Consider the following 18,419-nt stretch of genomic DNA (forward strand, 5'->3'; position numbering starts at 1 on the left):
GCGCCGCCCCATGTAGCACTCAACGTGCAACCACAGGTGCCGCATGAACAATCCTCAGGATATCGATATCGTCGCAGAACAAACCGGCAACAGCCTTGTCCTGCCTGACCAGCAATTGCCGGACAAGCTCTATGTGATCCCCATTCACAACCGTCCGTTCCTCCCCGCACAAGTGCTGCCGGTCATCGTCAATCAGCAGCCCTGGGCCAAGACCCTGGAGCGCGTCAGCAACACCCCGCACAAAAGCCTGGCGCTGTTTTTCATCGACAGACCGCCCGCCGATGGCAGCAGTTTCGACCCGGACGAGCTACCCAAGCACGGCACCCTGGTGCGCGTGCACCATATCGCCGAAGAGGGCGGCAAGCTGCAGTTCGTCGCGCAAGGTCTGCAGCGCGTGCGCATCCGTGGCTGGTTGAGCCGCAAACCGCCGTACCTGGCGGAAGTCGAGTACCCGCAGAGCAACCTCGAGCCGCGCGACGAGGTCAAGGCATATGGCATGGCACTGATCAATGCGATCAAGGAACTGCTGCCGCTCAACCCGCTGTACAGCGAGGAACTGAAAAACTACCTGAATCGTTTCAGTCCCAACGACCCCTCGCCGTTGACCGACTTCGCCGCCGCCCTGACCAGCGCCCCAGGTATCGAACTGCAGGAAGTGCTGGACTGCGTGCCGATGCTCAAGCGCATGGAAAAGGTGCTGCCGCTGCTGCGCAAGGAGGTCGAGGTAGGCCGCTTGCAGAAGGAGTTGTCGGCGGAGGTCAACAGCAAGATCGGCAAGCACCAGCGCGAATTTTTCCTCAAGGAGCAGCTGAAGATCATTCAGCAGGAACTGGGCCTGAGCAAGGACGACCGCAGTGCCGACGTCGAGCAGTTCCAGCAGCGCCTGGAAGGCAAAACGCTGCCGGAGCAGGCCCGCAAACGCATCGATGAAGAACTCAACAAACTGTCGATTCTGGAGACTGGCTCACCGGAATACGCGGTCACCCGTAACTACCTGGATTGGGCCACCGTCCTGCCCTGGGGCATCGTTGGCAAAGACAAACTCGACCTCAAGCACGCGCGCCGGGTGCTTGACCAACACCACGCCGGGATGGACGACATCAAGGCGCGGATCACCGAATTCCTCGCCGTGGGTGCCTTCAAGGGCGAGATCGCCGGCAGCATAGTGCTGCTGGTCGGCCCGCCCGGCGTCGGCAAGACCAGCATCGGCAAGTCGATCGCAGAAAGCCTGGGGCGGCCCTTCTATCGCTTCAGCGTCGGCGGCATGCGCGACGAAGCAGAGATCAAGGGGCATCGCCGCACCTATATCGGCGCCCTGCCCGGCAAGCTGGTACAGGCGCTGAAAGAGGTCGAGGTGATGAATCCAGTGATCATGCTCGACGAAATCGACAAGCTGAGCAGCAGTTATCAGGGCGACCCGGCCTCGGCGCTACTGGAAACCCTCGACCCGGAACAGAACGTCGAATTCCTCGATCATTACCTGGATCTGCGCCTGGATCTGTCCAAGGTGTTGTTCGTCTGCACAGCCAACACCCTGGACTCCATCCCTGGTCCACTGCTCGACCGCATGGAAGTGATTCGCCTGTCCGGCTACATCACCGAGGAGAAACTGGCGATCGCCAAGCGTCACCTGTGGCCCAAGCAACTGAAAAAGGCCGGGGTACCCAAACACAAGCTGAGTATCAGCGATGCCGCCCTCAAGGCCCTGATCGAAGGCTATGCCCGCGAAGCCGGCGTGCGTCAGCTGGAGAAGCAGCTCGGCAAGCTGGTGCGCAAGGCCGTGGTGCAGCTGCTCGATGATCCCGAAATCACCGTCAAGATCGGTCCGAAGAATCTGGAAGACTACCTGGGCATGCCGCTGTTTCGCAGCGAGCAGGTGCTCTCGGGTGTCGGCGTGATCACCGGCCTGGCCTGGACCAGCATGGGCGGCGCGACCCTGCCGATAGAGGCAACACGCACCCACACGCTGAACCGTGGCTTCAAGCTCACCGGTCAGCTCGGCGAGGTGATGAAGGAGTCGGCGGAAATCGCCCACAGCTTCATCAGTTCACACCTGAAACAGTTCGGCGGCGAACCGGGCTTCTTCGACCAGGCCTCGATCCACCTGCATGTACCCGAGGGCGCCACGCCGAAGGACGGCCCCAGCGCCGGCGTCACCATGGCCAGTGCGCTGCTGTCGCTGGCGCGCAATCAGCCACCGAAAAAAGGCGTGGCCATGACCGGTGAGTTGACCCTCACCGGCCGGGTACTGCCGATTGGTGGCGTGCGCGAGAAGGTCATCGCCGCACGGCGGCAGAAGATCTTCGAGCTGATCCTGCCGGATGCCAACCGTGGTGACTACACGGAGCTGCCGGACTACCTGAAGGAAGGCATGACCGTACACTTCGCCAAGCGCTACAACGATGTGGCCAAGGTGTTGTTCACCTGAGGACGCTGACAGCGTAAATCCCGCCAAACCCATGGCAGCGAAAACCCGTCGACTGCGAAATCAGCCGTCAACGGGTTATCGCTGTCACACACAAACGCTATGCTGGCAGCCGTTTGCCGATGACAGGAGCCCTCCATGATCACTGCCTCTCGCCTGTTGCTGCCGCTCGGCCTCGCCTTGTTGACGGCCTGCGCGCGCCAATCCAGCAGTCTGATAGTGCAACAGCAAAGTCAGTGCCCGTTACGTCTGTACAGTGGCCAGCAAGTGGTGCTGACATTGCCGAGCAACCCCACCACGGGTTATCGCTGGACACTGCAAGACAGCGCGAAAGATGTGTTGCATAGCCTCGGCCCCGAGGTCTACAGCAATCCGGAGGATGCCGGTCTGGTCGGCAGCGCCGGTCAATCGACCTGGCGTTTCCAGACCATCCGGGCCGGCGAAGGCCACCTGTTACTGACCTATCAGCGCCCCTGGGAACCCGAGGTTGCTCCAGCGCAGACCTTCGACTGCCACCTGCAGGTGAAGTGAATCGGCGTAAATAATCTCGTCTCGCTATCCCCTGCACGAACCAGCCCGAACTGACACCGCACAGTGCCATGCATCAGCCCTGCTGGGCGCCTCTAGAGCGGGGCTTTCGCCATCACTCTCAAGCACCGCCAAGGTCACTGAGGAGTTGCTCATGCGTCGCCTCAGCGCTCGGCTGTCGGCGGAAGTTGTTTACACGGGAAACGGCAGACCCCGGCCAAATCGACTATAGGAGATAGACAGGATCTGACTTCTTAGGGGGACAACATGACAGTACGCTGGAGTGAAGCCGTAGTGATCATGACGCTGGTCTGGCTGAGTGGGTGCAGCAGCCTGTTACCCAGCGAACGAAACGAAGTGCAATCGCCCTTCAGCGATTACCTGGATGCTGAAATGCGTTACTCCCAGGCGGTTAATGGCATAACCAGCCGCTCAGAACTGTTCTCCCTGGGCTTCGATCCATTGGCCGAGGGCAACGGCAAGATGCTCTCGTTCATCGACGTACGACTGATGTTCGTGCAGCCGAACATCCCCATCGCCTATCTACCGGACGGCCTGGTGCAATGCCTGGAAGCCAAGGATCGCTGCGTCGGCTACGCCTTCGAATTCACCAAGACCGATACCCAGCGAGTCGGCAATTTCTGGGCCGACGTGTTCAACTTCCGCAAACAACGTGAACTGCAGGGCTGGGCTTTTCGTGCGGTGTTCGTCCTGGTCGACAACACTCTGGTGCACAAGGTCAGCAACGGCGAGCCTAACATCCGCCACTTCGAGGTCAAACGTAATCCACTGGGGCCATTGCAGGGCGCCGGCGAGTTCTTTTCCGATCAACTGAAGTGAGGCTTGACGCGGCCTCGCAGGAAGCACTTGACGCTAAATGTGCCCGACCAGCGCCATAAGCGTCGAGGCGCTCCTGCAACGCTGTAAACCGCAGCAGGCGAACGGGCCCAGATACCTCGGGCCCGTTGCACAAGCAAGCAACAGGCTAAGCGAAGCTGTCGCTGAGCAAGTTGATCAGCCAACCCGGTCCTTCCTCCTCACGAACATCCTTGGTCGGCTCGGGTGCTTCGGCCGATGAACTCGCGACCATGCTCATGGTGGCGGCGTCGAACGAATAGGTGACGGTGGTCCAACTTGCCGTCCTTCGGGTTATCGGCGGGAACGCTGCCGCGGTGGTTTTCGGCGCGGGGTCCGGCTCCAGGCCGGCGAGATCACGCAAAATGGCGTCCACGCAGACCTTGGCCTGTGAGTTGGCCATGTGCCCGGACTTGGCCTGGCCCGTCGATTGCGAGTCACCGATGATGTGCACCTTCGAGAACCCGGCCAGCGTACTCTCGTAGTTCAGCGGATTGACCGGAGCAAACTTGCTGCCGTCTGGCACCAGACCGCTGTCGAACAGCAACTTGCCGGCCTTCTGCGACGGAATCAGGTTGATCACCTCCGCCGTCACCGAGCTGGCAGTCCCGTCGCGAGTGATATCGAGCCGCCGGTTCAGGGCATCCGCCGCGTTCACCGTGACATTCGGCACATACTCGACTATGTCGCGGTAGACACCGGTGAAAGCTGCGGTGAAGGTACGGTTCATACCCGCAATGGCGGCATTGGCATCGAGGATCAGGATCTTCGCGCCGGGCTTATTGCGCCGGAAATAGTCGGCGACCACGGTAGCCCGCTCATAAGGGGCGGTATGCGCACGAAACGGGGTCTTCGGAATGGCGATGACGAAAGTGCCGTCGTTTGCCATGGCCATCAACTGCTCTTGCAGCAGGGTGGTCTGCGCTCCGGCGATCCAGGCATGCGGCATCACGTTGAAATCGTGACCAGGTACCGGATCGAAGTCGATGCCCGGCGCAAGAATCACATGCTCGTAATCCAGCGTCGCGCCGCTGGCCAGATTGACCCGTTTGTTGTCCGCGTCGATTGAAACGGCCGGCTCGGCCACCAGCTCCACTCCATACTTGTCACGTAGCGCGGCAAATGGTTTGGTCAGCTCGCCAATGGGTGTCTCGCCGGTGAGCACCAGGTTGCTGCCGACACAGGAAACATGCGCAGTCGCCGGGTCGACCAGGGTCACCTGCAGGTCAGGACCGAACAGACGCAGGTACTTGGCCGCAGTGGCACCGGCGAAGCCGCCGCCGATCACCACCACGCGCGCACCGCTGGCAGCATGTAATGAGAAGGTTAAGGGTAAGGTCGCGAGCGCCAGGCCGCCTCCGCAGACCTGGATAAACTTACGACGATTCAAGCTATTCATGATTTATCCTCCAGTCGCTGGTTGCGGATCAGTCATCATCACGATCGTCATGATCATCGTCATTACCTCCCGTTCGACCGAGGTAATCGGCGATCAGGCGCAGCTCGGCGTCGCTGTAGGCTTTGGCTTGCTGATTCATCACCGTGACCTTGCGCGAGGCTTTCATCTCCAACAGCTCCTCGAGCAGATCCTCCGCGCTTTCATCATCGATGCTGTCGATTTCGCTTTGTGACTGGCCGTTGGTACCGTGGCACTGGAAACATTGCGTCGCCAGCAGGCGTCCGGCCGGAGGCTCGGCCGATGGATCGGTATGTTCGGCGGCCCATGCAGGTGCACTGCCCGCCGCGAGCAGGGTAAAGGCTATGAGTGGAGTGGCTAAGTGTTTCACCGTCTGACCCTCCTAAGAGTTGATCTGCTTGAACTACGGTGAACCTTGGCGCAGACGATGCCCTACCATCAGCTGATGGCCTACGGGTTAAATGCGCCAATTCCTTGGTGGGATGTTGCACAAGGGATTCGACTACCAAAGAGGTTTAATCGTTTCCAAATTAGTCGCTCCAACCTTGGCCTTTCGTCTGAAAAAGATTAAGACCAAAGTCTTATTTTCAACTCAATCCAACAGCAAGCCCGCCGCATCGTCTCCCTGCTCGCTGCACGTAACCGCCTTAGGCTTTGGTCAAGACCGAGTCTTGGGTAAAATGCAGCCCGCCCTGCCCCCGCCTTGGAATTTCCGTGCGCCAGCCCCCCGACCGACTTTTTGCCCAGCCCCTGTCCCAAGTCCCGGACTTCGCCTTCAATGAGGACGTGGTGCGGGTGTTCCCGGACATGATCAAACGCTCGGTGCCCGGTTACCCGACCATTGTCGAGAACATCGGTGTGCTCGCCAGCCAGTTCGCCCAGCCGCACAGCGTGCTGTATGACCTCGGCAGCTCCCTCGGGGCGGTCACCCAGGCGCTACGCCGGCATGTGCAGATCGAGGATTGCCGGGTGATCGCGGTGGACAACTCCAGTGCCATGGTCGAACGCTGCCGCGAATACCTGCATGCGCAAGATTCGATGTTCCAGGAACTGCTGCCGGTCGAGGTGATCGAGGCCGACATCCTCAACCTGGAGTTCCAGCCAACCTCCCTGGTGGCGCTGAACTTCACCCTGCAGTTCATCGAGCCGCCACAACGCCTGATCCTGCTGAGTCGCATCCATCAGGCCCTGCTTCCAGGCGGCGCCCTTATCCTCTCGGAGAAACTGCGCTTCGAGGATAGCGAGCAACACAATCTGCTCAGCGACCTGCATATCGCCTTCAAGCGTGCCAATGGCTACAGCGAGCTGGAAATCGCCCAGAAGCGCAGCGCCATCGAGAAAGTGATGATCCCCGACAGCCTGGAGCAACATCGCGAGCGCTTGTTGGCCGCCGGCTTCAGTAAGGTCGTGCCCTGGTTTCAATGCCTTAATTTCGCCTCGTTGATCGCCCTGCCATGATCTACCGTCTCGATCTCGACGCCCTGCAACAACAACTGGCAGGCACCCCCCTGCAAGACTGGTCAGCCGACTTGCCCGGACAAATCGATGCCAAGCTGGCGGTCGGTCACGGCGACCTGCAGCGCTGGTATGGCGCAGTGCAAGCCCTGCCGTCTCTGAGTGTCACGCAGCAGGAACTGCTGCAACACTTCAGCTTCGATGGCCCCTGTGATGAGCCGACTCGCGCCGCGCTGAAGACTGCACTGCAAGGGCTGATTCCCTGGCGCAAAGGACCATTCGAGCTGTTCGGTGTGCATGTCGACACGGAGTGGCGCTCGGACTGGAAGTGGCAACGCGTCGCTCCCTTCCTCGAACTCAAGGGCAAACGCGTACTGGATGTCGGCTGCGGCAACGGCTACTACATGTGGCGCATGCTCGGTGCCGGCGCCGACAGCGTGGTGGGCATCGACCCCAACTGGCTGTTCCTCTGCCAGTTCCTGGCAATCAAGAACTACCTGCCCGAGCAACCCGTGTGGCATCTGCCGCTGGCGTTCGAAGAACTACCCGGCAAGCTGCAGGGCTTCGACACGGTATTTTCCATGGGTGTGCTGTACCACCGGCGCTCACCGATCGACCACCTGCTGGACCTGAAGGACTGCCTGGTCAAAGGCGGTGAACTGGTGCTGGAAACCTTGGTAGTGGAAGGCGATGCCCAGCAGGTGCTGGTGCCGGAAGACCGTTATGCGCAGATGCGCAATGTCTGGTTCCTGCCCTCGGTGCCGGCACTGGAGCTGTGGCTACGCCGTGCCGGCTTCGTCGATGTGCGCTGCGTCGACGTCAGCATGACCTCGGTAGACGAACAACGCGCCACCGACTGGATGCGCTTTCAGTCGTTGCCGGAGTTCCTCGACCCGGCCGACCACAGCCGCACGCTGGAAGGCCTACCCGCGCCGACTCGCGCCGTACTGATCGCGCGCAAGCCGTAGAATGGCTTGAGCACAACGATACCCATCGGCGCGTTGATGGGTATCGCTGCTACGCGACTAAGCCATTCTGGGTTTCAACCGCGATTGGCCGCTGCAACTATCAGCGCCTTCATCTCAACTACAGCCTGTTTGAAGCCGACGAACAGTGCATGAGCCACCAGCGCGTGGCCGATGTTCAGCTCGTTGATTCCGGCGATCGCGGCCACTGGCTCGACGTTGTGGTAATGCAGGCCGTGCCCGGCATTGACGATCAGGCCATGGGCCAAACCGCACGCCACACCGTCGCGAATCCGCGCTAACTCGCGGGCGGTTTCTGCCGGCGTCTGGGCATCGGCATAACGTCCGGTATGCAACTCGATGGCCGGCGCACCGACCCGCTTCGAGGCAGCGATCTGCTCCTCGTCGGGATCGATAAACAACGAGACTTCGCAGCCGATCGCGCTCAAGCGCTGCACCGCCGCGCGAATTCGCGCCTCTTGCCCGGCCACATCCAGACCGCCTTCGGTAGTCAGTTCCTGACGGGTTTCCGGCACCAGGCAGATGTGTTCCGGGCGGATGCTCTCGGCGAAGGCGAGCATCTCCTCGGTGACACCCATTTCGAAGTTCATCCGCGTTTGCAGCACGTCTTTCAGCACGCGCACGTCGCGCTCCTGAATGTGCCGGCGGTCCTCACGCAGGTGCACGGTAATCCCGTCGGCCCCGGCTTCTTCGGCGTCCAATGCAGCCTTGACCGGGTCAGGATAGCGAGTCCCTCGGGCCTGGCGCAGGGTAGCCACATGGTCGATGTTCACACCCAGCAGAATACGATTGGCATCAGTCATGGGTCGGTTCCTTAAAGGTCATAAACAGTTCACGGCTGACCAGTGGTCGACCGCCTAAATGCGGGGCCATGGCCTGGCGCATTAAACGCTTGGCCGCCGCCAGCGCGCCAGGCACGCTCCAGTCGGCTTCGGCCATTGCCAGCAGTTCGGCACCCTGAAATACCCCAGGCTGCAACTGCCCGACCGGCACCAGGCCGCTATCGGTCTGCAGTCGGTATAAACCACCTGCAACCACGGGCTGGCCGTTGAAGTCCAGATCCAGGGCGAAACCATAGCCCAGCTCATCCAGCAAACGCCACTCGAAAGCGCGCAACAAGGGTTCCAGTGCACGCCCCTGGGCCAGCGCCAGCACGCTCATGGCGTAGTGTTCGAAAATCGCCGGGTGCGGGTCTTCCGCCGGCAACAAACGGATCAGCAATTCGTTCAGGTAGATGCCACTGAACAGCGCGTCGCCGCTGAGCAGGTTGGGAATGCCCGCAGCCTCGAGGCGGCCTACGGTTTTAAGCTCACCACGACCGCGAAACTCCACGTCCAGCGGCACGAAGGGACGCGCCAAGGTGCCGGCTTTACCGCGCGCGCCGCGCAGCACCGCACGCAGGCGACCTTGCGGGGTAAGGAAGTCCACCAAGGCGCTGCTTTCCCGGTAGGCACGACTGTGCAGGACATAGGCTGGCTGGCTTAGCGCAAGCATGGCGAGCGGGTTTCCTGGGTGGCGGGCGCATGGACTGCGCCCGAGCGCAGCTTAAATGTTGTCGTAACCCAGCGAACGCAGGGCGCGCTCGTCATCCGACCAACCGCTTTTGACCTTGACCCAGAGATTGAGCATGACTTTGGAGTCGAACATCACTTCCATGTCCTTGCGCGCCTCTTGACCGATGCGTTTGATCCGCTCGCCCTTGTCGCCGATGATGATTTTCTTCTGCCCATCACGCTCGACCAGGATCAGCGCATGAATGTGCAGGATGCGCCCGTCGCGCTTGAATTCTTCGATCTCTACGGTGATCTGGTAGGGCAGCTCGGCCCCCAACTGACGCATGACCTTCTCGCGCACCAGTTCGGCGGCAAAGAAGCGGCTGGAGCGGTCGGTGACTTGGTCTTCCGGGAAGAAGTGCACGCCTTCCGGCAAGCGCTCACCCACCAATTTTTCCAGGGTATCGAGGTTGTGCCCATGCTGGGCCGAGATCGGTACGATCTCCGCTTTCGGCAGTTGCTCGGCCAGCCATTCCAGATGCGGCATCAGGTCGGCTTTGTCTTCGAGACGGTCGGTCTTGTTGATCGCCAGGATCACCGGCCCCTGCACGTACTGCACGCGCTCCAGAACCATCTGGTCTTCGTCGGTCCAACGGGTGCGATCAACCACGAAGATCACCACGTCGACATCTTTCAAGGCCGACGAGGCGTTCTTGTTCATATAGCGATTGAGGGCTTTCTCGTTGTTCTTGTGCAAGCCGGGGGTGTCGACATAGATCGCCTGCACTTCAGCCTCGGTCTTGATGCCGAGCATGTTGTGCCGAGTGGTCTGCGGCTTGCGCGAGGTGATCGCCAGTTTTTGCCCGAGGATGTGGTTGAGCAGCGTCGACTTGCCCACGTTGGGCCGGCCAACGATGGCGACATAGCCACAGCGTGTTACAGGTGAATCAGTCATGGCTATTCTCCACACCCAGGGCAATCAAGGCAGCGGCCGCGGCAACCTGTTCGGCAATCCGACGGCTGGCGCCCTGTCCCAGGGTCTTGTCATTCAATAGGGCGATTTGGCATTCGACGACGAAGGTCCTGCAATGCGGTTCGCCCTGGATATCCACCACTTCATAACGCGGCAGGTCACTGGCCCGCGATTGCAGAAACTCCTGCAGGCGGGTTTTCGGATCCTTGTTGGTATCGACCAGGGTCAAGCTGTCGAACTCATTGGTCAGCCAGGCCAGCACCCGATCACGGGCCACTTCCATGCCGGCATCCAGATAGATGGCACCGATCAGTGCTTCCAGCGCGTCGGCTAGAATCGACTCGCGGCGAAACCCACCGCTTTTCAGCTCGCCAGAACCCAGCCGCAGGTATTCGCCCAAGTCGAAACCGCGCGCCAATATGGCCAGGGTTTCGCCTTTGACCAGGCGGGCGCGCAAACGCGACAACTGGCCTTCGCGCGCCTGCGGAAAGCGCTCGAACAGCGCTTCACCGGCAACGAAGTTGAGAATGGCATCACCGAGGAACTCCAGACGCTCATTATTGCGACCGGCGAAACTGCGATGGGTCAACGCCAGGACCATCAGGTCCTGATCTTTGAAACTATAACCGAGCTGACGCTCGAGGCGGCCTAACGAAGCAGTCACGGCATGCGCACGCGATATTCTTTGTCGAAGCGCGCCACCAGATCGAGATTCTGGATCAGCGGCTCACGCACTTCGTACTTCAGATGGGCACGAAATTCGTTGTTCTCGAGCTTCACCTTGAGCACTTCCTGCAGGTTCAAGTCGCGAATGCTGTTGACCTGCATGCCCTTGCCGACATGGCTGTAGAACTCGCCGACGCTTTTTATATCCGCGGCCTGGTCGGTCTCGACCGAGGTAATGATCTTTTCCATCGACATGTAATCAAGGTAATGCGGCAGCATCTTGAATACTGCGCTGGCAATGAACGCTACGACCGCCAATGCCATTAACCAGCCAAGTATCGACAAGCCTTTTTGCGAGCGTGCAAGTGTCATAAGTTGACCCCAGTTTCGTTGTTATGTGCGAGCCATAGGACTCAGGACAAGACTATATATAGACTGCGGCGCTGTATTGAACAGCGCCGCAAAATACCAGAAGCGTCAGTGGATCAGGCCGACGCGCGAGAGGTTGGGCAGGTTACGCAATTTCGGCTCCGGCCAGCTCATCCAGATGGCGAAGGCTTTACCGACGATATTCTTGTCCGGCACCATGCCCAGCAGAGGCTTGGGAATATTTCGATCATCCCAATAGCGGCTATCGTTGGAGTTGTCGCGATTGTCGCCCATCATGAAGTAATGACCCTGCGGTACCACCCACTCACGCCCAGGTTCGATACGGTAACGGTTCATTTCCTTGCGAATCAGGTGCTCGGCTTCGCCTAGCTGCTCGTTATAGAGCACCGCACTACCGAGGCTGCCCGGCTCTTCACCAAGCAATTGCTGGGCAACCGGCTGATCGTTGATGAACAGACGCTTGTCGCTGGTATAGCGAAGATGATCGCCCGCCAAGCCAACCACGCGCTTGATGTAGTTGATGTTCGGGTCGCTCGGGTAGCGAAACACCATGACATCGCCGCGCTGTGGGTCGTCGACCTCGATCACCTTGGTGTCCAACACCGGCAAACGAATACCGTAGGCAAACTTGTTGACCAAAATGAAGTCGCCCACCTCCAGAGTCGGTTTCATCGAGCCGGATGGAATCTGAAACGGCTCGACCAGAAAGGAGCGCAGCACCAGAACAATCGCCAGCACCGGGAAGAACGACTTACCGTACTCGACCAACAGTGGTTCTTTGTTCAACTGATCGACCACGGCCTCGTCAGGCTCGCTGACCTGACCGTGGTAATTGGCAATAGCGGCGCGGCGGCGCGGGGCCAGGAAGATCAGATCGAACAACGCTAACGCACCACACACGGCGACAGCGATGACCAGCAACAGCGGGAAATTTAGTGACATAGGACCTAACTATCCAACCTGAGTACCGCAAGGAAGGCTTCTTGTGGAATTTCCACATTACCGACTTGCTTCATCCGTTTTTTACCGGCTTTCTGCTTTTCCAGCAATTTGCGTTTACGGCTGACGTCACCACCGTAGCATTTGGCCAATACGTTCTTCCTCAGCGCCTTGACGGTCGTTCGCGCAACAATCTGCCCGCCAATGGCAGCCTGGATTGCCACATCGAACATCTGCCGAGGAATCAATTCTTTCATCTTCTCCGTCAACGCTCGCCCTTTATAGCTGGCGTTATCGCGGTGCACGATCAGCGCCAGAGCATCGACTTTTTCGCCGTTGATCAGCACATCCAGTTTGACCAGGTTAGCTGACTGGTAGCGATCGAAGTGGTAGTCCAGCGAGGCATATCCACGACTGGTCGATTTCAACCGGTCGAAGAAATCGAGGACCACTTCGTTCATCGGCAAGTCATAAGTCACCTGCACCTGGGAACCCAGAAACAGCATGTCGTGCTGGACGCCACGCTTTTCGATGCACAGGGTGATGACGTTACCCAAGTGTTCCTGCGGTACCAGAATGCTGGCCCGGACAATAGGCTCACGCATATCTTCGATGCCCGACAGATCGGGCAGCTTGGACGGGTTATCGACATAAATCGTTTCGCCGGTCTTGAGCACCAGCTCGAAAATCACTGTCGGCGCAGTGGTGATCAGGTCGAGGTCGTACTCGCGCTCCAGCCGCTCCTGGATGATCTCCATGTGCAGCATGCCGAGAAAACCACAGCGGAAGCCAAAGCCCAGTGCGTCGGAGCTTTCCGGAGTGTATTGCAGCGAAGAATCGTTCAGCGTGAGCTTCTGCAGCGCCTCACGGAAGTCTTCGAAGTCGTCGGAACTGACTGGGAACAGGCCCGCATATACCTGCGGCTGGATGCGCTTGAATCCTGGCAGCACCTCGACATTCGGCGTCGAGCTCAGGGTCAGGGTGTCCCCTACTGGCGCACCGTGAATATCCTTGATGCCGGCAATAATGAAGCCTACTTCACCGGCTTTCAGGTCAACCGTGGCAGTGTGCTTAGGATTGAATACGCCAACACTGTCCACCAGGTGGATCTTGCCGGTGGACTTCACCAGCACTTTATCGCCCTTCTTGATCCGTCCATGACGCACGCGAACCAGGGAGACAACCCCCAGGTAGTTGTCGAACCAGGAGTCGATGATCAACGCCTGCAGCGGATCTTCGATATTTCCGGTCGGTGCTGGAATGGTGTGAACCAGACGCTCAAGCACTTCATTAACGCCCAAGCCAGTCTTGGCACTACAGGCCACGGCGTCAGTGGCGTCAATGCCGATGATTTTTTCGATTTCTTCCTTGACGCGTTCCGGTTCGGCCTGAGGCAAATCGATCTTGTTCAACACCGGCATGACCTCGAGACCCTGCTCGATGGCGGTGTAGCAGTTGGCGACCGACTGCGCCTCGACCCCCTGACCGGCATCGACCACCAGCAACGCGCCTTCGCAGGCGGCCAGCGAACGGCTGACTTCATAGGTGAAGTCGACATGACCGGGCGTGTCAATGAAGTTCAACTGGTAGGTTTTGCCGTCCAGCGCCTTGTAATACAAGGTGACGCTATGCGCCTTGATGGTGATACCGCGCTCACGTTCCAAGTCCATGGAGTCCAGCACCTGGGCTTCCATTTCACGCTCGGACAGGCCACCACACATCTGGATGAAGCGATCAGCCAGGGTGGACTTGCCATGATCGATGTGGGCGATGATGGAGAAATTGCGGATATGACTCAGGTCACTCACAGGACAGCACTCGAAAAGGCCGCAGGCAACTGCCCGCCGAAAATAGCCGGGAAGTGTACCCGATTGGCGCCACATGCGTCACGCCCAGGCGCCAATTGGCAAGCATGAAAAAGGGCGACCAATATCGCCCTTGTAGGTGCCCGAACGGGTTACTCCGCCAGTTTGAAGGTAATGAAACTGGCGCGCCCTTGACGCAGTACACGCATCGAAACCGAACGATTTCTGGGTAATTCCTGCGCTACCTGGGTGAATGTTTTCGCCGTATCGATCGCCTGATTGTTCAGATGGGTGATCACATCACCCGGACGCAGACCAATCATTGCAGCAGGACCATCCAGCACTTCCTTGATCACCACACCGCCTTTCAGGTCGAGGCCTTTCTTCTGCTCAGCGGTCAGCTCAACGACCTTGACCCCCAGACGGTTACTGCTGCGCTCTACTCCTGGACCATCGATGCTCGCCAACTCCTCACCTTCCTCGGGTAGAGCGCCGATGGCCACCTGCAATTTCTTCCGAGCCCCCTCGCGCACTACGTCCAGCTCAGCCTTGCTACCCGGCGCCAGTCGTCCGACCAAGTGCGGCAGGTCCGCCGACATAATGATCGGCTTGCCATTCAGGCTGAGAATCACATCGCCCACCTGCAGGCCACCCTTGGCCGCCGGACCGCCTTCCAAAACCTGGGCAACCAATGCGCCAGCGGGCTTATCCAGACCAAAAGACTCGGCCAGATCCTTGTTCACTTCCTGGATGACCACACCCAGCCAACCGCGACTGACCTTGCCGTTAGCCTTGAGCTGATCAGCCACATCCATGGCGACGCTCATCGGAATCGCGAAGGAGAGCCCCATAAAGCCACCGGAGCGGGTAAAAATTTGTGAGTTGATCCCTACTACTTCACCCGCCAGATTGAACAACGGGCCGCCAGAGTTACCCGGGTTGATCGCCACATCGGTCTGAATGAACGGCACATAACTTTCACTTGGCAGGCTGCGCCCCTTGGCACTGACGATACCGGCAGTCACTGAATGATCGAAACCGAACGGCGAACCAATCGCCAAGACCCACTCTCCAACCTTCAGATCTTCGGACTTGCCCAGTTTGACGGTCGGCAAGTCTTTGCCTTCGATTTTCAGCAAAGCCACATCGCTGCGCGGATCGGTGCCGACCAGCTTGGCTTCCAGCTCGCTGCGATCAGACAAGCGCACAATGATCTCATCGGCATCGGCGATCACATGGTTATTGGTCAGCACATAGCCATCGGCCGAAATGATGAAGCCCGAGCCCAACGACTGAGCCTCTCGCTGACGCCCACCACCAGGCGCACGTGGCACCTGCGGCATATTGCGCTCGAAGAACTCGCGAAACATCGGCGGCAGGCCTTCCAGATCGGGAATGGTCATCTGCCCGTCGGCAGTCGCCACACGCTCGGGAATTTTCTGCCTGGTACTGATATTCACTACCGCAGGCGAGGCTTGCTCGACCAGCTCGGTGAACTCCGGCAAATCCGCCTGCGCAGTCACCACCTGCCCCAACAGCAGAACGGCAAGCAACGCGGAAAACGCTTGTTTCAGGCTAAGCATCGACATACAGCTCCCCATACAGAACCAGCAAAAGACTTAAATTAAGCCCGCAGCACCTACCAGCAAAGCGCGCACTACCACCGGCTGCAAGGCCGGATCGCTCGCTGTGCGAATGCTGCGCCAACGCACCCCAAACCAGGACGCAGCAAATCCTAGAAAGCTTGCCAGAATAACCAATGGCTCAGCCAAACCCAGTTGCTCCGCGAGCAACGCAGAGGCAAACAAGCCCAACAGGGGAAACAGGTAAACCAGCAGCGAACCTCGCACCAGCAAATCCTCACGCACACCGAGCACCACTGCATCGCCTACCGCCAACTGCAAATCAGACAGTGCGCGTACGTACCCACGCCGGCCACTTACACCCAGCTTGTCCAGCAAGCCCTGACCACAGCCGGCATTTGCCGAACAGCTGGAGCAGGTACTCTTGCGCAGGGTCTCGACCCAGACGGCACCGGATTCGACAGCCACTACCCGCCCCTGCTCCTCGATCATGGCGCGGCTTGCGCCTCGGTCGCACGCATAGACAAGGCGACCCGTTCAGCCGTACCCAATGGAATTTCACCAACCACCGTCACCATCACATCTCCATCCCCGGTCGACAGGCGTCGAGAAACCGCAACGGTCGGCCCAAGCTGGCTACGCGTATCCTCCACTGAGGCGCCGCGCAACGGCTCCATGAACACCGAAAAACGCGCCAAGCCATCGTCATACAACAGGTACACCACCTGATCATCCGAGGCCGGACTGCGTCGTTGAGTTGCCCTGCTTAAAACAAAACCTGGCGGCAGCCAATCGGAGCGCCAGGTCTCTTCGGCAGTCGCTTTCGTCTCAGTCACACGCACGGGACGGCACTTCGCACTCGGTTGCAGTTCTTCGTCCGACGGAACCATGGCAACGTCCAAACGAGTGAACTGAAAGCGCTCGAGCAATTGTCCCTTGTCGTTCAACAACATGGACTTAAGCGGCAAACCACTCTCCCGATCCAAATGCAGTTCAACACCATAACGATGTTGATCGCGCGGCAGCAACCCCAGCACTACGGCCGCACGCCCAGCCACCCGGGACTCGCCGATGACCCGCAGGTCATACCATTCCGCCAACTGCTTGGCGTCCAGTTCACGCGCCGGCCAGTTCTGACTATCGATAATCTGGTCGGACAAGGTGCCACTGACACACTCGGCACGCCCATCGACGCGCAATGCCTCCTGCGCAGGACCGTCCAACTGCAAAAGGCGCTCGCGCACGGCGCCGCCCTCTTCTACCCGATGCCATACGCTGTGGGTAGAAAAGCTGCCATTGCGCTCATATACGAAAGTGCCCTGATAGTTCTGACTGCGCTCAGCCTCAGCCAAACGCTGCAACCAATCTTGCGCGTCGGCAGCGAAGGCGGGAAACGCCAGGCAACTGCCGAGAAGAAGGAAGGTAACCGGGATAAAGCGCATGCGTCTCCTTAACGGCTTTCCAAGCTTGCCGCGCGCGCATACGGCAGCGCACTTTCGTTGCCGTTCATCGCGGCTTGCTGAGCGTGTTGACGCAGATACGCTGGCAACCGCTGCTCATGCCAGCCCGACGAGGCCTCAGCAGCAACTTCACCAGCTGCCTGCTGCGCGCCATCGATGCTGAAGCCCGCCAGCATCGCCGGCCCCTGTACTTGCGGAGTGGTCAGTGCTGGCTGAGCAGCTTGCTGCGCCAACTCTGCACCCGTGACCTCATCCTGATTGTACAAACGCACGCCTGCCAACACGGCAACCGTTACTGAGGCTGCCACAGCCAGACGACTGACGGCACGCCATGGACCACGAACCGCCTTGCTCGCCACAGGCATCGCCTCATCGGCCAACGCAGCGGATACGGCCGAGGCAATATCCAGGCGCGGCTCCAGTAACTCTTTATGCATCACCGCACGAGCGATCTGGTAGCGCGACCATTTGGCGAGCACCTCGGCATCGTCACTCGCACCGAGTACACGCCGTAATTCCAACTCGTCCGCTTCGTTATCCATCACCGCGGACAGCGATTCCTGTAGGGTTTCACGACTCATTGCGGTTCCTCTCTTGGCTGTCGCCGCTGTCTTAGGTTTCCTGTAGCAAAGGCTGCAGAGACTTATCAATAGCCTCGCGCGCCCGAAATATACGTGAACGCACGGTGCCCACCGGACACTGCATAACACTCGCAATGTCCTCGTAACTGAGACCATCGAATTCACGCAAGGTTAGGGCCGTACGCAAATCTTCTGGCAATTGCTGGATGCTGCGATGCACGGTGGCTTCGATCTCATCCCGCAGCAACGCTCGCTCTGGCGACTCGATGTCCTTGAGGGCGTGATCACCTTCATAGAACTCCGCATTCTCAGCACTTACATCACTGTCTGGCGGTCGCCGTCCCCGCGACACCAGATGGTTCTTCGCCGTGTTGATGGCGATGCGGTACAGCCAGGTATAAAAAGCACTATCACCGCGAAAATTTGCCAGCGCCCGGTACGCCTTGATAAAGGCCTCCTGCGCCACATCCTGCGCCTCATGGCTATCGTGTACGAAACGTACGATCAACCCGAGAATCTTGTGCTGATATTTCAGCACCAATAGATCAAATGCTCGTTTGTCACCGCGCTGTACGCGCTCGACCAACTGCTGATCCTCATCCTGGCTTAGCATGGGCATTCCTCATTGAAACCAAAGGAGTGCAGCACCTGCCAACGAATCAGCTTGCCAAGATAGACCTGGGCTTTGCGCAAAAGTTCTCCCCCTTTCAAAACAAGCTTCCTGCAGAATACTTTCAGCCCTGCACGGAATAACGCAGCCAAGCCCCTGACCCTGCTGCGCAATAATCTTAGATCGTCTATCGGCCGCTGAAGGAAAGTTCACACATTACTTTCGAGCAGATCGACATACAGACAGTGCCCCT

At 59.1% G+C, this 18,419-nt stretch carries 19 protein-coding genes; 5 read left to right on the forward strand and 14 right to left on the reverse strand.

The genetic code is table 11. The features are described 5' to 3' along the window. Window positions 1-43: 43 nt before the first annotated feature. The 3 genes from lon (at window position 44) to TMS3_RS14785 (ending at window position 3,793) form a co-directional block, all read left to right on the forward strand. Window positions 44-2,428 carry an endopeptidase La gene (gene lon, locus TMS3_RS14775; protein ID WP_025166054.1) on the forward strand — a complete coding sequence of 795 codons (2,385 nt, stop codon included), beginning with the start codon at window positions 44-46 and terminating at the stop codon, window positions 2,426-2,428. Window positions 2,429-2,563: 135 nt separating this feature from the next. Next, window positions 2,564-2,956, forward strand: coding sequence for a protease inhibitor I42 family protein (locus TMS3_RS14780; RefSeq protein ID WP_029866385.1), 393 nt, complete (start codon window positions 2,564-2,566; stop codon window positions 2,954-2,956). Between the two features lie 264 nt (window positions 2,957-3,220). Continuing rightward, window positions 3,221-3,793, forward strand: coding sequence for a hypothetical protein (locus tag TMS3_RS14785; protein ID WP_025166056.1), 573 nt, complete (start codon window positions 3,221-3,223; stop codon window positions 3,791-3,793). Between the two features lie 145 nt (window positions 3,794-3,938). Here the strand turns inward: TMS3_RS14785 and TMS3_RS14790 are convergent, their stop codons facing one another. Next, window positions 3,939-5,207, reverse strand: coding sequence for an FAD-dependent oxidoreductase (locus tag TMS3_RS14790; RefSeq protein WP_025166057.1), 1,269 nt, complete (start codon window positions 5,205-5,207; stop codon window positions 3,939-3,941). A gap of 28 nt (window positions 5,208-5,235) precedes the next feature. Further along, window positions 5,236-5,595: a c-type cytochrome gene (locus TMS3_RS14795; RefSeq protein ID WP_025166058.1), complete on the reverse strand. Its 360-nt coding sequence runs from the start codon at window positions 5,593-5,595 to the stop codon at window positions 5,236-5,238. Window positions 5,596-5,939: 344 nt separating this feature from the next. Between TMS3_RS14795 and cmoA the strand changes: the two genes are divergently transcribed. Both cmoA and cmoB read left to right on the forward strand, forming a co-directional pair. Further along, entirely contained in the window at window positions 5,940-6,683 is a 744-nt protein-coding gene (gene cmoA, locus TMS3_RS14800) for a carboxy-S-adenosyl-L-methionine synthase CmoA (RefSeq protein WP_025166059.1), read from the forward strand. Then, window positions 6,680-7,648, forward strand: coding sequence for a tRNA 5-methoxyuridine(34)/uridine 5-oxyacetic acid(34) synthase CmoB (gene cmoB / locus TMS3_RS14805; RefSeq protein WP_025166060.1), 969 nt, complete (start codon window positions 6,680-6,682; stop codon window positions 7,646-7,648). Before cmoA ends, cmoB begins: the two co-directional genes overlap by 4 nt. 74 nt (window positions 7,649-7,722) lie before the next feature. Here cmoB and pdxJ read toward each other — a convergent pair whose 3' ends face one another. From pdxJ to rpoE, 12 genes are all read right to left on the reverse strand, one after another. Beyond that, window positions 7,723-8,469, reverse strand: a complete 747-nt coding sequence (pdxJ, locus tag TMS3_RS14810; protein WP_025166061.1) for a pyridoxine 5'-phosphate synthase — start codon at window positions 8,467-8,469, stop codon at window positions 7,723-7,725. Then, window positions 8,462-9,160 (reverse strand): DNA repair protein RecO, encoded by a 699-nt coding sequence (gene recO / locus TMS3_RS14815; protein WP_025166062.1) that lies wholly within the window; start codon window positions 9,158-9,160, stop codon window positions 8,462-8,464. Before recO ends, pdxJ begins: the two co-directional genes overlap by 8 nt. Window positions 9,161-9,211: 51 nt before the next feature. Beyond that, on the reverse strand, window positions 9,212-10,114 hold the full coding sequence (era, locus tag TMS3_RS14820; RefSeq protein ID WP_025166063.1) for a GTPase Era: 903 nt from the start codon (window positions 10,112-10,114) through the stop codon (window positions 9,212-9,214). Further along, entirely contained in the window at window positions 10,107-10,796 is a 690-nt protein-coding gene (gene rnc, locus TMS3_RS14825) for a ribonuclease III (protein ID WP_025166064.1), read from the reverse strand. The genes era and rnc overlap by 8 nt, the downstream gene beginning before the upstream one ends. Next, entirely contained in the window at window positions 10,793-11,170 is a 378-nt protein-coding gene (locus TMS3_RS14830) for a DUF4845 domain-containing protein (protein WP_025166065.1), read from the reverse strand. Before TMS3_RS14830 ends, rnc begins: the two co-directional genes overlap by 4 nt. A 105-nt stretch (window positions 11,171-11,275) precedes the next feature. Further along, entirely contained in the window at window positions 11,276-12,130 is an 855-nt protein-coding gene (gene lepB / locus TMS3_RS14835; RefSeq protein WP_025166066.1) for a signal peptidase I, read from the reverse strand. Window positions 12,131-12,135: 5 nt separating this feature from the next. Further along, window positions 12,136-13,935 (reverse strand): translation elongation factor 4, encoded by a 1,800-nt coding sequence (gene lepA, locus TMS3_RS14840; RefSeq protein WP_025166067.1) that lies wholly within the window; start codon window positions 13,933-13,935, stop codon window positions 12,136-12,138. A 149-nt stretch (window positions 13,936-14,084) separates the two neighbouring features. After that, window positions 14,085-15,521 carry a DegQ family serine endoprotease gene (locus TMS3_RS14845; RefSeq protein ID WP_407691618.1) on the reverse strand — a complete coding sequence of 479 codons (1,437 nt, stop codon included), beginning with the start codon at window positions 15,519-15,521 and terminating at the stop codon, window positions 14,085-14,087. A gap of 30 nt (window positions 15,522-15,551) precedes the next feature. Then, window positions 15,552-16,007, reverse strand: coding sequence for a SoxR reducing system RseC family protein (locus tag TMS3_RS14850; RefSeq protein ID WP_025166069.1), 456 nt, complete (start codon window positions 16,005-16,007; stop codon window positions 15,552-15,554). After that, the gene (locus tag TMS3_RS14855) at window positions 16,004-16,957 is read right to left on the reverse strand and encodes a MucB/RseB C-terminal domain-containing protein (RefSeq protein WP_025166070.1); all 954 of its coding nucleotides are present in this window, start codon (window positions 16,955-16,957) and stop codon (window positions 16,004-16,006) included. Before TMS3_RS14855 ends, TMS3_RS14850 begins: the two co-directional genes overlap by 4 nt. A gap of 8 nt (window positions 16,958-16,965) precedes the next feature. Continuing rightward, window positions 16,966-17,556: a sigma-E factor negative regulatory protein gene (locus tag TMS3_RS14860; RefSeq protein ID WP_025166071.1), complete on the reverse strand. Its 591-nt coding sequence runs from the start codon at window positions 17,554-17,556 to the stop codon at window positions 16,966-16,968. A 31-nt stretch (window positions 17,557-17,587) separates the two neighbouring features. Then, window positions 17,588-18,169 carry an RNA polymerase sigma factor RpoE gene (gene rpoE, locus TMS3_RS14865; RefSeq protein ID WP_025166072.1) on the reverse strand — a complete coding sequence of 194 codons (582 nt, stop codon included), beginning with the start codon at window positions 18,167-18,169 and terminating at the stop codon, window positions 17,588-17,590. Window positions 18,170-18,419: the final 250 nt, after the last annotated feature.

It is taken from the genome of Pseudomonas taeanensis MS-3, assembly GCF_000498575.2.
Lineage (GTDB): Bacteria > Pseudomonadota > Gammaproteobacteria > Pseudomonadales > Pseudomonadaceae > Aquipseudomonas > Aquipseudomonas taeanensis.

What these genes read in the sequence shown, in the direction of transcription:
- era (WP_025166063.1), bottom strand. Translation starts at nt 10,114, where the DNA reads ATGACTGATTCACCTGTAACACGCTGTGGCTATGTCGCCATCGTTGGC.
- recO (WP_025166062.1), bottom strand. Translation starts at nt 9,160, where the DNA reads ATGCTTGCGCTAAGCCAGCCAGCCTATGTCCTGCACAGTCGTGCCTAC.
- pdxJ (WP_025166061.1), bottom strand. Translation starts at nt 8,469, where the DNA reads ATGACTGATGCCAATCGTATTCTGCTGGGTGTGAACATCGACCATGTG.
- TMS3_RS14855 (WP_025166070.1), bottom strand. Translation starts at nt 16,957, where the DNA reads ATGCGCTTTATCCCGGTTACCTTCCTTCTTCTCGGCAGTTGCCTGGCG.
- TMS3_RS14785 (WP_025166056.1), top strand. Translation starts at nt 3,221, where the DNA reads ATGACAGTACGCTGGAGTGAAGCCGTAGTGATCATGACGCTGGTCTGG.
- TMS3_RS14850 (WP_025166069.1), bottom strand. Translation starts at nt 16,007, where the DNA reads ATGATCGAGGAGCAGGGGCGGGTAGTGGCTGTCGAATCCGGTGCCGTC.
- TMS3_RS14790 (WP_025166057.1), bottom strand. Translation starts at nt 5,207, where the DNA reads ATGAATAGCTTGAATCGTCGTAAGTTTATCCAGGTCTGCGGAGGCGGC.
- lepB (WP_025166066.1), bottom strand. Translation starts at nt 12,130, where the DNA reads ATGTCACTAAATTTCCCGCTGTTGCTGGTCATCGCTGTCGCCGTGTGT.
- cmoB (WP_025166060.1), top strand. Translation starts at nt 6,680, where the DNA reads ATGATCTACCGTCTCGATCTCGACGCCCTGCAACAACAACTGGCAGGC.
- rpoE (WP_025166072.1), bottom strand. Translation starts at nt 18,169, where the DNA reads ATGCTAAGCCAGGATGAGGATCAGCAGTTGGTCGAGCGCGTACAGCGC.
- TMS3_RS14860 (WP_025166071.1), bottom strand. Translation starts at nt 17,556, where the DNA reads ATGAGTCGTGAAACCCTACAGGAATCGCTGTCCGCGGTGATGGATAAC.
- TMS3_RS14845 (WP_407691618.1), bottom strand. Translation starts at nt 15,521, where the DNA reads ATGTCGATGCTTAGCCTGAAACAAGCGTTTTCCGCGTTGCTTGCCGTT.
- lon (WP_025166054.1), top strand. Translation starts at nt 44, where the DNA reads ATGAACAATCCTCAGGATATCGATATCGTCGCAGAACAAACCGGCAAC.
- TMS3_RS14780 (WP_029866385.1), top strand. Translation starts at nt 2,564, where the DNA reads ATGATCACTGCCTCTCGCCTGTTGCTGCCGCTCGGCCTCGCCTTGTTG.
- TMS3_RS14830 (WP_025166065.1), bottom strand. Translation starts at nt 11,170, where the DNA reads ATGACACTTGCACGCTCGCAAAAAGGCTTGTCGATACTTGGCTGGTTA.